The sequence below is a fragment of the Mycobacterium sp. genome, assembly GCF_035506235.1.
GTDB lineage: Bacteria > Actinomycetota > Actinomycetes > Mycobacteriales > Mycobacteriaceae > Mycobacterium.
The window spans coordinates 1-12,011 of sequence record NZ_DATJPU010000250.1 but is presented as its reverse complement, the minus strand read 5'-3'; the positions used below and the strand labels follow the sequence as shown (position 1 = coordinate 12,011).

The 12,011-nt window shown below is 67.3% G+C and carries 15 protein-coding genes; 9 read left to right on the top strand and 6 right to left on the bottom strand.

Annotated elements, in window-relative coordinates; all coding sequences use genetic code 11:
• Positions 1-2: 2 nt before the first annotated feature.
• Positions 3-386, bottom strand: a complete 384-nt coding sequence (locus VMD50_RS23280) for a regulator of G-protein signaling domain-containing protein (protein WP_325431167.1) — start codon at positions 384-386, stop codon at positions 3-5.
• 46 nt (positions 387-432) lie between these two features.
• Complete coding sequence (locus tag VMD50_RS23275; protein ID WP_325431165.1) at positions 433-1,038, bottom strand: GNAT family N-acetyltransferase; 606 nt, start codon at positions 1,036-1,038, stop codon at positions 433-435.
• Between the two features lie 53 nt (positions 1,039-1,091).
• On the opposite strand from VMD50_RS23275, the gene VMD50_RS23270 reads away from it, so the two are divergent.
• The 3 genes from VMD50_RS23270 to VMD50_RS23260 all read left to right on the top strand — a co-directional run bounded on the left by VMD50_RS23270 (position 1,092) and on the right by VMD50_RS23260 (position 4,462).
• On the top strand, positions 1,092-2,186 hold the full coding sequence (locus VMD50_RS23270; RefSeq protein WP_325431163.1) for a F420-dependent hydroxymycolic acid dehydrogenase: 1,095 nt from the start codon (positions 1,092-1,094) through the stop codon (positions 2,184-2,186).
• Positions 2,187-2,386: 200 nt separating this feature from the next.
• The gene (locus tag VMD50_RS23265) at positions 2,387-3,085 is read left to right on the top strand and encodes a GAF and ANTAR domain-containing protein (RefSeq protein WP_325431161.1); all 699 of its coding nucleotides are present in this window, start codon (positions 2,387-2,389) and stop codon (positions 3,083-3,085) included.
• Positions 3,086-3,166: 81 nt separating this feature from the next.
• Entirely contained in the window at positions 3,167-4,462 is a 1,296-nt protein-coding gene (locus tag VMD50_RS23260; protein ID WP_325431226.1) for an acyl-CoA dehydrogenase family protein, read from the top strand.
• A gap of 12 nt (positions 4,463-4,474) precedes the next feature.
• On the opposite strand, the gene VMD50_RS23255 is transcribed toward VMD50_RS23260, so the two are convergent.
• Positions 4,475-4,930, bottom strand: a complete 456-nt coding sequence (locus VMD50_RS23255) for a MaoC family dehydratase (protein WP_325431159.1) — start codon at positions 4,928-4,930, stop codon at positions 4,475-4,477.
• 95 nt (positions 4,931-5,025) lie between these two features.
• Here VMD50_RS23255 and VMD50_RS23250 point away from each other — a divergent pair, with 95 nt between their 5' ends.
• The 6 genes from VMD50_RS23250 to ag85C all read left to right on the top strand — a co-directional run bounded on the left by VMD50_RS23250 (position 5,026) and on the right by ag85C (position 9,117).
• Complete coding sequence (locus VMD50_RS23250) at positions 5,026-5,196, top strand: hypothetical protein (protein WP_325431157.1); 171 nt, start codon at positions 5,026-5,028, stop codon at positions 5,194-5,196.
• A 28-nt stretch (positions 5,197-5,224) separates the two neighbouring features.
• On the top strand, positions 5,225-5,722 hold the full coding sequence (locus tag VMD50_RS23245; protein ID WP_325431155.1) for a metallophosphoesterase family protein: 498 nt from the start codon (positions 5,225-5,227) through the stop codon (positions 5,720-5,722).
• A gap of 56 nt (positions 5,723-5,778) precedes the next feature.
• Entirely contained in the window at positions 5,779-6,240 is a 462-nt protein-coding gene (locus VMD50_RS23240; RefSeq protein ID WP_325431153.1) for a MarR family winged helix-turn-helix transcriptional regulator, read from the top strand.
• Positions 6,237-7,067: an ATP-binding cassette domain-containing protein gene (locus tag VMD50_RS23235; protein ID WP_325431151.1), complete on the top strand. Its 831-nt coding sequence runs from the start codon at positions 6,237-6,239 to the stop codon at positions 7,065-7,067. The genes VMD50_RS23240 and VMD50_RS23235 overlap by 4 nt, the downstream gene beginning before the upstream one ends.
• A complete protein-coding gene (locus VMD50_RS23230; protein ID WP_325431149.1) occupies positions 7,057-7,884 on the top strand; it encodes an ABC transporter permease in 828 nt (275 codons plus the stop codon). The genes VMD50_RS23235 and VMD50_RS23230 overlap by 11 nt, the downstream gene beginning before the upstream one ends.
• A gap of 201 nt (positions 7,885-8,085) precedes the next feature.
• A complete protein-coding gene (ag85C, locus tag VMD50_RS23225; protein ID WP_325431146.1) occupies positions 8,086-9,117 on the top strand; it encodes a diacylglycerol acyltransferase/mycolyltransferase Ag85C in 1,032 nt (343 codons plus the stop codon).
• A gap of 41 nt (positions 9,118-9,158) precedes the next feature.
• Here the strand turns inward: ag85C and VMD50_RS23220 are convergent, their stop codons facing one another.
• The 3 genes from VMD50_RS23220 to VMD50_RS23210 form a co-directional block, all read right to left on the bottom strand.
• A complete protein-coding gene (locus VMD50_RS23220) occupies positions 9,159-9,866 on the bottom strand; it encodes a YoaK family protein (RefSeq protein WP_325431145.1) in 708 nt (235 codons plus the stop codon).
• Between the two features lie 45 nt (positions 9,867-9,911).
• Entirely contained in the window at positions 9,912-11,264 is a 1,353-nt protein-coding gene (locus tag VMD50_RS23215) for a maltokinase N-terminal cap-like domain-containing protein (protein WP_325431143.1), read from the bottom strand.
• A 50-nt stretch (positions 11,265-11,314) separates the two neighbouring features.
• The coding region (locus VMD50_RS23210; protein WP_325431141.1) for an alpha-glucosidase C-terminal domain-containing protein at positions 11,315-12,011 on the bottom strand (697 nt) is incomplete at its 5' end.

Below are 12,011 nucleotides of genomic sequence, written 5' to 3'. Positions count from 1 at the left end.
ACTCACTGCTCGGCCTGCTCGTCGATGACGTCGTACAGCGAGTCGCCGTCTTCGGGGGTGCCGTCGATCTGCCCGCGGTGGGCGCGCGCCGGACCCTCGCCGCCGGTCGCGTCGACCCCGGCGGTCGCTGCCGTCCGATCAGGGGACACATCCGGCTCTTCCTCGGCCAGTCGATCGTCGAGGGATTCGCCCTCGCGCTCTTCGCGCGCCGTCATCCCGAAGCGGTCCGCTTCGCTCCAGCCCTCCGGCGGGTCGATGACGATGTCGCCGTCGTCGTTGCGCAGCTCGTCGGAGTCGGTGCCTTCGCTTGCGTTCAGGGTGTCGCCCGGGCCGCCCTCTTCGGGAAAATCAGCGGGGTCGGCGGGGTCTCCTGTGTTGCCAGCCATGTCCCACGGTTGCCCGGGCCCCGCGCGATTAAACGCGGTGCACGCCTCACCGCGGCGCACGCCACATCGCCCAGAGCGGTGGGCCGCCGTGCGGCAGCCGGAGCTCCCGGGTCACCGTGAAGCCGAAACGCTCGTAATACGGGACGTTCTCGGGCTTGCTCGATTCGAGGTAGGCCGGGCAGTACTCGGCGTCGCAGCGGTCCAGCCGCGATCGCATCAGGGCCCGGCCGAAGCCCTGGCCGCGCACCGAGGGATCGCTGCCGATGACGGCCAGGTACCAGTGCGGCTCCTCTGGATGCGAGCGCTTCATGAGTTTCTGCACTCCGCGCGCTTTCGCCGAACGCGACCCGAACACCCGGATTAAGCTCGGCATCATCGCCAACTCCTCCCGGCGCGAATGCTGCCAGCGATCGGGCGGGTCCCACAGCGCCGCCGCGCCGATACCGGGCCCGGCGCACGCCACCTCCACCCCGCCCCCGGCCAGGTGATGGTGGCGGGTCATCGCCGAGAACAAGCGGGGCGCCTGCGCAGAGCGCGCGCGCTCGTCGGGAAGGATCCACATGATGACGGGGTCGTCGAAGAACGCCCGGGCCAGGGTGCGTGACAGCTCGCGGATGTCGGCTTTGCGCGCGGGGCGTACCTGTAAGGTCACCCACGTCAGGCTAGCGTGTGAGTGGTGGGCCGTCAGATGGGTATCTTGAGCCGGTGACCGGCATCTCGCGGCGTTCCTTCGGGCGAATGGCGGCCGGCGCGGGCGTGCTCGGCCCCGTCGGATTATCGGAAGCCTGCGGTAAATCGGGACCCGGCCAAAAGCCCGCCGGGCCGCCGCCGCCGGCGGGCAAGGCTGTGGGGGTCGTGCTCTCGCACGAGCAATTCCGCACCGATCAGCTGGTGGCGCAGGCCCAGGCCGCCGAGCAGGGCGGCTTTCAGTACGTGTGGGCCAGCGACCACATTCAGCCGTGGCAGGACGACGAGGGCCATTCGATGTTTCCGTGGCTGACCCTGGCCCTGGTCGGCAACGCCACCAGCCGCATCTCGTTCGGCACCGGGGTGACCTGCCCGACATACCGCTATCACCCCGCCACGGTGGCCCAGGCGTTCGCCTCGTTGGCGCTCCTCAGCCCGGGACGGGTGTTTTTGGGGCTGGGCACCGGTGAGCGACTCAACGAACAGGCCACGACCAACGCGTACGGCAACTACCGCGAGCGCCATGACCGGCTGATCGAGGCGATCGAGCTTATACGGCAACTGTGGAGCGGTTCACGAATCTCCTTCGCGGGCCGGTACTTTCAGACGAATTCGTTGAAGCTTTACGACACGCCGGCCGCGCCACCGCCGATCTTCGTCGCCGCCAGCGGCCCCAAGAGCGCGAAACTGGCCGGCCAATACGGCGACGGCTGGATCACCCAGGCCCGTGATGTCACCAATGCGAAGTTGTTGGCCGCGTTCGGCGCCGGGGCGCAGGCCGCCGGACGCGATGCCGCCGGCCTGGGCAAGCGGGCCGAATTGTTCGCCGTCGTCGGCGACAACAACCAGGCCACCCGCGCCGCCACCCTGTGGCGGTTCACCGCCGGCGCCGTCGATCAGCCCAATCCCGTGGAGATTCAACGCGCCGCGGAGTCGAACCCGATAGACAAGGTCCTGGCAAACTGGACGGTCGGCACCGATCCCACCCCCCACATCAATGCCGTGCAGAAGGTTCTCGACGCCGGAGCCGTACCGTTTCTGCACTTCCCGCAGGACGATCCCGTGACCGCCATCAACTTCTACCGCACCAACGTCTTACCCAAGCTGCGCTGAAGCAACATGGGCCGCAACCAGTTTCGGTGCCGTGACTACGGGTTTGAGATATTCCTGGTCGACGGTGGGTACCCGCGGGCTATGTGACGAAACGGCGCCCACAGCAACTTTTCGGCCCCGACGATTTTTGCCGCGACTTCGATCGATGCCTAGATTGGGCTAGGTCAAAGCCACCGACCGATCAAACAGAATCCGGTTTCATGGATCTTTCAGACCCGAACGCCACGCACGAGCTGGCCGTGCGCATGGCCGAGCTTTCCCGCGAGATGGCCGCGCCCCGCCCGCTCGAGCAGGTCTTGGCCGACGTGACCGCCGCGGCGGTGCAGCTGATACCGGCAGCGGACATCGCCGGGGTGCTGCTGGTGAAAAAGGGCGGCGATTTCGAATCCGTCGCCGACACCGACAGCCTCGCGGCGGAGCTCGACAGGCTCCAGCACGAATTCGGCGAGGGGCCCTGCTCCGACGCCGCCCTCAAACAAACGATCGTGCGGAGCGATGATCTGCGTAGCGAACCTCGCTGGCCCCGATACGCGCCGGCGGCCGTGCGGCACGGCGTCCTGGGCAGCCTGTCGTTCAAGCTGTACACGGCGGACCGCACGGCCGGCGCGCTGAACTTGTTCAGCCTTAAGGCCGGTGCGTGGGACACCGAGGCCGAGACCATCGGATCGGTGTTCGCCGCGCACGCGGCCGCGGCGATCATGGCCGGGCGCCACGGGGAGCAGATGGAGTCGGCGCTGTCGAGCAGGGACCGCATCGGTCAGGCCAAGGGCATCATCATGGAACGCTATGGCGTGGACGATGTGCGCGCCTTCGAGATGCTGCGGGCGCTTTCGCAGGAAAGCCAGACGAAGCTCGCCGACCTGGCCCAGCGCGTCATCGAAACCCGCGGCGGCGACTGATCCTGCGCGGTCGCCATCTAGGATGAGGTGGCCTTATCGACGAGACCGGCGCAACGCCGCGCCGGGGAATGGTTGGCCACGGTGTGGGACTTCGAAACGGATCCGGAATACCAGGCGAAGCTGGACTGGGTCGAAAAATTCATGACGGACGAACTCGAACCGCTCGATCTCGTCGCTCTCGACCCCTATGACAAAAAGAACGACGAGATGATGGGCATCCTGCGGCCGTTGCAGCAGCAGGTGAAAGACCAGGGACTGTGGGCCGCCCATCTGCGGCCCGAGCTCGGCGGCCAGGGCTTCGGACAGGTCAAGCTCGCGCTGCTCAACGAGATCCTGGGACGGTCCCGCTGGGCGCCGTCGGTGTTCGGCTGCCAGGCCCCGGACTCCGGCAACGCCGAGATCCTCGCGCTGTTCGGCACCGACCAGCAAAAGGCGCGCTACCTGCAGCCGCTGCTCGACGGCGAGATCACCTCGTGCTATTCGATGACCGAACCGCAGGGAGGGTCCGACCCCGGGCAGTTCGTCACCGCCGCGACCCGCGACGGCGACGACTGGGTGATCAACGGCGAGAAGTGGTTTTCCACGAACGCCAAGCACGCGTCGTTCTTCATCGTCATGGCCGTCACCAACCCGGAGTCGCGCACCTACGACAAGATGTCGCTGTTCATAGTTCCGGCCGAGACCCCCGGCATCGAGCTCGTGCGCAACGTGGGTGTGGGAGCCGAATCCTCCAAGCGCGCCAGTCACGGCTACGTGCGCTACAACGACGTCCGGGTGCCCGCCGACCACGTGCTGGGTGGCGAGGGCCAGGCGTTCATGATCGCGCAGACCCGGCTCGGGGGTGGCCGCATCCACCACGCGATGCGCACAATCGCCCTGGCGCGCAGCGCCTTTGACATGATGTGTGAGCGAGCGGTGTCGCGAAAGACCAGGCATGGGCGACTGGCCGATTTCCAGATGACTCAGGAGAAAGTCGCCGACAGCTGGATCCAGATCGAGCAGTTCCGGCTGCTGGTGCTGCGCACCGCGTGGTTGATCGACAAGCACCACGACTACCAGAAGGTGCGCCGCGACATCGCGGCGGTGAAGGTCGCGATGCCCCAGGTCCTGCACGACGTCGTGCAGCGGGCCATGCACCTGCACGGCGCGCTCGGCGTCTCCGACGAGATGCCGTTCGTCAAGATGATGGTCGCCGCCGAATCGCTGGGCATCGCCGATGGCGCCACCGAACTGCACAAGATGACCGTGGCGCGCCGCACGCTGCGCGAATACCAGCCCGTGGCAACGGCTTTCCCGTCACAGCACATACCGACCCGGCGCGCCGAGGCCCAGGCCCGACTGGCCGAGCGCCTGGAGCACTCCATCGCCGAGTTCTGACCGCGAGCAGCGTCAGGAGATGTAGCGAACGATGCTTTCGGCCACACAGGCCGGCTTGGGCGAGCCTTCGATTTCGACGGTGGTCGACACGGTGGCCTGCACTGCGCCGTCGCCGAGGTCGTCGACGCTGACCAGCGAGCTCTGCGCGCGCACCCGGGAGCCGACCGGCACCGGCGCGGGGAAGCGAACCTTGTTGAGGCCATAGTTGATTGCCAGCTTGATGCCGTTGACGGTGTACATCTCGTGCTGCAACCGCGGCAGCAGCGCCAGGGTCATGAAACCGTGGGCGATGGTCGTGCCGAACGGACCGGCGGCGGCCCGCTCCGGGTCGACGTGGATCCACTGGTGATCGCCGGTCGCGTCGGCGAACAGGTTGACGTCTTCCTGGGTGATGGTCACCCAGTCGCTCTGCCCGATCGTTTCGCCCGCCGCGGCAGCGAGGTCGGCTACTGATTCGAAGGTGCGCATTGGTCCTCCTCGGGATGCTGACGATGCCCGCTTGCACCCTATCGGAGCCGGATAGTGGCCGTTTCGCCCGCCGTTGCGCGGGAAACCTGGATCCCATGCCGGAAAACAAGGGCCACAGAGCCGAAGAAGACGTAGAACCCGAGGCGCACGAAACACGATCGCGCGCCCCCGAGCGCGAGGACGGCTCGTACGTCGGAGCGACCGGTCCCGACGACGCCATCGATGCCGGCGAAACGGGCGCCGAAGCCCGCAGCCGGCGAGGCTAGCCCCGGCGCGCCGGCGCAAGATGACGGTGTGAGGCTGCTGCTGATCGCCGACACCCATGTCCCCGGGCGCGCACGCGACCTGCCCGCGCGGCTATGGGACGAGGTGGCGCGGGCCGACGTCGTCGTGCACGCCGGGGACTGGGTTTCGCCCGATTTGCTCGACCGGCTCCAGGCCAGGGCCGCGCGATTGATCGCGTGCTGGGGAAACAACGACGGGCCGGCCTTGCGGGCGCGGCTACCCGAACGGGCGGACGCCGTGCTGGACGGGTTGCGCCTGACCGTCATCCACGAGACCGGGGCCGCGGCGGGCCGCGACGCGCGGATGTCGCGCCGCTACCCGGACAGCGACGTGCTGGTCTTCGGCCACAGCCACATTCCGTGGGACACGACGACGGAAACCGGCCTGCGCCTGCTCAATCCGGGCTCGCCGACCGATCGTCGCCGGCAACCGCATTGCAGCTACATGACGGCCGAGGCCGCGAACGGGCAGCTGAGGGACGTCGCCGTGCATTTCCTCGAAAAGTAGCTGGGAGCTAGCCCCTACACAGCCTGCGCACATATTTAGCTCGTAAACAGAGGTATATGGCTGCGGTGAAAGCGAGCTCCGATCTGGTCGCCGAGGTGTTCGGCGTCGTCGGCAGATTTCGCCGCCAACTTCGCCGGTCGGCCGGTCGCGGGCTCGATTCCGCAAGACTCAGCGAGGCGCAGGCCGAGCTGCTGTGGCTTGTCGGTCGGCGACCGGGGATCTCGGTCAGCGTCGCGGCCGCGGAGCTGGGCCTGGTGCCCAACACCGCTTCCACCCTGGTCTCCAAGCTGGTCGGCAACGGCTTGCTGGTCCGGACCGTCGGCGAGACGGACCGCCGCGTCGGCCAGCTGCGGCTCGCCGAGCCCACCCAGCAGCTCGTCGACGCGTCTCGGGCCGCGCGGCGAGCTGCGCTCTCCGAAGCGCTCGGCGAACTCGACGACGAGCAAATCGATTCCCTGGCAAAGGGATTGGAGGTCCTTGACACGATGACCCAACTATTGCAGGAGCGGCGATCATGAGCGAAAGACTGCCGATGGCGATCGACTGCCGAGACCTTACCTACCGGTACGGCCAATTCACCGCGGTCGACGACGTGACGCTGCGGGTGCGGCCCGGTGAGACCATGGGCCTGCTCGGGCCCAACGGCGCCGGGAAAACGACGCTGGTCCGCATGCTCACCACCTTGGCGCCGGTGCAGCGGGGGGAACTGCGCATTTTCGGCATGGACGCCCGCGCTCAGACCGTCGACATCCGGAGCAATATCGGATATGTCCCGCAACAACTTTCGATCGAGTCGGCGTTGACCGGCCGGCAGAACGTGCAATGGTTCGCGCGGCTGTACGGTGTGCCGCGCGCCTGCCGGGCCGAGCGGGTGGATCAGGCACTGGAGGCCATGCAGCTGCTCGACGTGGCCGACCGGCGGGCGGGTGCCTATTCGGGCGGCATGGTGCGCCGCCTCGAGGTGGCCCAGGCGCTCGTCAACCGCCCGTCGCTACTGGTGCTCGACGAACCGACCGTCGGCCTGGACCCGATCGCCCGGGACGGCGTCTGGCAGCAGGTGCAGAGCATGCAGGCCCAGTTCGGCATGACCGTGCTGCTCACGACCCACTACATGGAAGAGGCCGACGCGCTGTGTGACCGGGTCGCGCTGATGCACCGCGGCCGGTTGCGCGCCATGGGCACGCCCGCCGAGCTGAAGGCCCGGGTATCCAAGGTGTCGCCGGGCGCCACGCTCGAGGATGTGTTCCGCCACTACGCGGCCTCGAACCTCTCCGAACAAACGCAATCTGCCGGGTCTTTCCGTGAAATCCGTTCCAGCAGAAGGGTTGCCAGCCGTGCCAGTTGACATCGCCCGCACCGCCCCCGCGGCCACCCTGGTTCGCGCCCCGCGCGGGTGGCAACGGTTCCCGGCCACGTTCGCCCGCATCGGGGCGTTCGCCATCGTCGAATTGCAGAAGCTGCACCACGACCGGACGGAGCTCGTCACCCGGATGGTGCAGCCGGCGCTGTGGCTGCTGATCTTCGGCACGACCTTCAGCAAGCTGCACGTCATCCACACCGGCTCGGTGTCCTATCTCGCTTTCCTGGCGCCGGGGATCATCGCGCAGTCGGCGTTGTTCATCGCGATTTTCTATGGGATACAAATCATTTGGGATCGAGACGCCGGCGTGCTGGCCAAGCTGATGGTCACGCCGGCGCCGGCGTCCGCGCTGATCACCGGCAAGGCGTTCGCGGCCGGAGTGCGATCGGTCGCCCAGGTCGTCGGCGTGATGGTGTTGGCCTACCTGATGAACGTCGGGCTGACCATCAATCCGCTGCGAATCCTGGCGGCGATGGCCGTGGTCATGCTCGGCGCCGGGTTCTTCGCCTGCCTGTCGATGACCCTGGCCGGGCTGGTCCTCAGTCGCGATCGCCTGATGGGCATCGGGCAGGCCATCACGATGCCGTTGTTCTTCGCGTCCAACGCGCTGTACCCCGTCGACGTGATGCCCGCCTGGCTGCACGCGCTGAGCAAGGTCAACCCGCTCAGCTACGAGGTGGACGCGCTGCGGGCGCTGTTGATCGGCACCCCGTTCAACCCGGCCGACGTCGTGGTGTTGGTGGTGGCCGCAGTGGTCGGAATCGCCACGGCCTCAACGCTATTGCGCCGCCTCGTGGCGTAGGTTGCCCAATCGCAATAGCTCCGTGGGTCTTTCGTGACCCGACCGTGACGATTCCGGCCTGACTCTCAATCGTTAGCCAACCGCGATCTCCCGCCACGGCCACGACAGCCGAATCACGCCCTCCCCCTGTGTTTGACTGCGCTGGCGAACAGATTCGCCCGCGTCCGTGCGGCAGATGAAAGTTGGGATGGGTAGAGAGCTATGTCGTTCTTCGAAGAGGTGCGGAAGTTGCGTGGCGCAGCAGCGAGTGTGCCGCGCCGGCTGGCTATCGCGGCTGCAGGGGCTGCCCTGCTGTCCGGCATGGTCGCCGCCGGCGGCGGTTTGGCGACCGCGGGGGCGTTCTCGAAGCCCGGCCTTCCGGTCGAATACCTGCAGGTGCCGTCCCCGTCGATGGGCCGCAACATCAAAGTCCAGTTCCAGGGGGGCGGGCCGCACGCGGTCTACCTGCTCGACGGCCTGCGGGCGCAGGACGATTACAACGGTTGGGACATCAACACCCCGGCGTTCGAGGAGTTCTACCAGTCGGGCCTGTCGGTGATCATGCCCGTCGGCGGCCAGTCCAGCTTCTACAGCAACTGGTACCAGCCGTCATCGGGCAACGGCCAGAACTACACCTACAAGTGGGAGACGTTCCTGACCCAGGAAATGCCCGCGTGGCTGCAGGCCAACAAGCAAGTGTCGCCGTTCGGCAACGCCGCGGTCGGCCTGTCGATGTCGGGCGGCTCGTCGCTTATCATGGCGGCGTACTATCCGCAGCAATTCCCTTACGCCGCTTCGCTTTCGGGTTTCCTCAACCCGTCCGAGGGCTGGTGGCCGACCCTGATCGGTCTGGCGATGAACGACTCGGGCGGTTACAACGCGAACAGCATGTGGGGCCCGTCATCCGACCCGGCGTGGAAACGCAACGACCCGATGGTCCAGATTCCGCGGCTGGTCGCCAACAACACCCGGATCTGGGTCTACTGCGGTAACGGCACGCCCAGCGACCTCGGCGGCGACAACATGCCGGCGAAGTTCCTGGAGGGCCTGACGCTGCGCACCAACCAGCAGTTCCAGAACAACTACGTGGCCGCGGGCGGACGCAACGCGACGTTCAACTTCCCGGCGAACGGCACCCACTCGTGGCCGTACTGGAATCAGCAGCTGGTCGCCATGAAGCCCGACATCCTGCAGGTGCTCAACGCCGTGAACGCGACCGCGCAGCCGGCACAACCAGCGCAACCGGCAGCCTGAAACCCACCGAACCAGCATCGGCAGTAGCGCACCGGTCAGCGCTACTGCCGATGCTTTTTATCTGACCGGTCGTTCAGCAGCGCGCGCCGGTCCTGGTGGAAGTACGTGTACCCGGTCGTCAGCGCGCACGCGGCCGTGGCGACCACCAGCATCCAGGTGCCGTTGACGATCAGGCTGATGCAGCCGCCGACCACGGCTCCCAAGACGAAGCTGGTGAACAGCAGAAAGTAGCCGAGCCAGTCCGCCGCCGTTCCGCCGGCGATGTGGCGTTCGATGCCCTGGCCCATCTTGACCAATGTGCCGGTCACGTAGCTCAACGGCACCGACACCTCGCCATCCTTGACGAAGGAAGTGTTCAGCGCGCCAATGGCGAAGGCCACCAACATGATCGGTGCGAAGTCGAGGAGATTTTCCCTCCATCCCTCGTCGAGGACGTCCACCATGGTGGCGGCAAGCAGGCTGAAGGTGGTCAGAACGGTGGGGCCGTGCGGGTGCGCCACCCAGAAGTGCCGGCGACACACCGACGCGATCACCACGCCGGCGACGAAGCACACCAGCAGCAGCGCCGCCGTCATCGAGAGCAGCACGTCGCCGCGGAAATAGCCCAGCGCGGCGCGCTGGGCGTTCCCCGTCATGAACGTGACGAAGTAACCGGCGGAGTGGGTGAATGCCGTCGCCCCGAGCACGCCGGCCAGCGCGGCCAGCACCCACGACAACCTCGCCTCGCTATTGAAGATCCGACTCCCCACGCGGGACATGCTGTCAGACACGGGCGGCCCGCGGGTCGCGGTTATCTACGCGGCGGTCAGCCGGGCGATGGAACGCAACGGGATCGACAGCCATCCGGGCCGGTGCCGCGCCTCGTAGCCGGCCTCGTACACCGCCTTGTCGAGTTCGTAGGCGGCAAGCAGCTCCGCCGAATCGCGCGGGTCGATCCCGGACACGGCCGCGTACCCGTCGCAGAAGGCCGCGCAGTTGCGCTCGATCCATTCCCGGGCGCGGGCGGCGAGCTGCTTGTCGCCGCCCTGATCGAGCAGTGGCCCGTAGGCGGCGTACTCGAAGGAGCGCAAGACACCGGCCACGTCGCGCAACGGTGAGTCGGGGGCCCGTCGCTCGTCGAGCGGCTGGCCCGGTTCTCCTTCGAAGTCGATCAGCAGCCAATTCTCCGGGGTCCGCAACACCTGCCCCAGGTGCAGGTCGCCGTGCACCCGCTGCACGGTGACCGTCTCGCCGGCGAGCTTGGCGAATCGCTCTTCGATCGTTGCCGCGTACTCCTCGAGTTCCGGAACCTTGGCGACGGTCGACGACAGCCGCGCCAGCACGGTTTCCACAGGGAAGGCGGCCTCGGCCGTGCCCAGGCACTGGGCCAGGGTGGCGTGCACGGAGGCGACGGATTCGCCCAGCCGGTTGGACTCGGCGGCGAAGTCGCCGCCGACTTCGTGGGCATACAAGTCGCCCTCCGCAAACAGGTCGCGGATGCTGGCGGTGGCCATGGCCCAGCCTTCGGCGGCGTTCGATGCGAACTGGGTCACCATGCCCAGGGGCCAGGCGTCATCGTCCGGCCCACCGTCCCGCGAAGCCATCTCGTAGGTGCCGAGCAACCGGGCCACATGCGGGTTGCCCGCGCGGGCGAGCACCCGGTTCAGTTCGATGTCGGGGTTGATGCCGCTGCTGACCCTACGAAACACCTTGAAGATGGCGCGCCGGTCGAAAATGACGCTGGTATTGCTCTGCTCGGCGTCGGAGACGTGCGGCATCGCCTCCAGCGGCAGCACGGCGTCGGGTTCCTTGGTGAACCTCACCTCGATGCCGGACGCACCGCGGGCGCCTGAAGAGTCGACCAGGGACAGCAGGAACCGCGGGGCGTCGATGTCGTAGAGAGCGTCGAAGCCGGTCCGATCGTCCGCTGCACCGATCGTGGCCACGGTGCTGTACTCCGAGACTGGCGCGGAATCCCACTCGACGAGCACCTGGTAGCGCTCCGACGAAGCGTCGACGTAGTCGACGTCGACCAGCACCAGGTCGAGGTGATCCCGCAGCGGGACGACGACGCCGGCCCGGGCGCCCGACAACTCCCGGTTACGTCCGGCGTACCAACGTTGCTGTGGCAGCCACTCCGACCAGGGCAGCTTGGCGGGCTGTGTCATATGGCGCCGTTCCTCCTCATCGCTTCGCTCTGCGTTGTCACCGGCGCGCATCATGCGTTCTCCTCACATGCGGGGGACAACTGGAACCAGTAGAACCCGTGTCCCGGCAGCGTCAGTAGGTAGGGCAGGTGGCCGATCCGCGGAAACTCCACGTGCCCGGTGAGTTCCACCGGCGTGCAACCGCTCCAGTTCTGCAGGTTCAGTTCGATGGGCTGGGGAAACCGGGACAGGTTGTTGACGCAGAGCACGACGTCTCCGCCATCGTCCCTGGCCTGGCGGACAAACGCCAGCACCGACGGGTTGGAGCCGCCCAGTTCCTCGAAAGTCCCGACCGCGAAGGCCCTGTGGCGGCGGCGCACCGACAGCATCATGCGCGTGAAGTTCAGCAGCGAGGTCGAGGTGTCGCGTTGCGCCTCCACGTTGACGGCCTGGTAGCCGTAGACCGAGTCTTGGCTGGGCGGCAGGTACAGCCGGCCCGGGTTGGACTTGGAGAAGCCCGCGTTGCGGTCCGGTGTCCACTGCATCGGGGTGCGCACCCCGTCACGGTCCCCCAGCCAGATCACGTCGCCCATGCCGATCTCGTCACCGTAGTACAGAACCGGCGAGCCGGGCAGCGACAGCAGCAGCCCGGTGAACAGCTCGATCTGGTTGCGGTCGTTGTCCAACAGCGGCGCCAGGCGGCGGCGAATCCCGACGTTCGCCTTCATCCGCGGGTCCTTGGCGTACTCGGAGTACATGTAGTCGCGC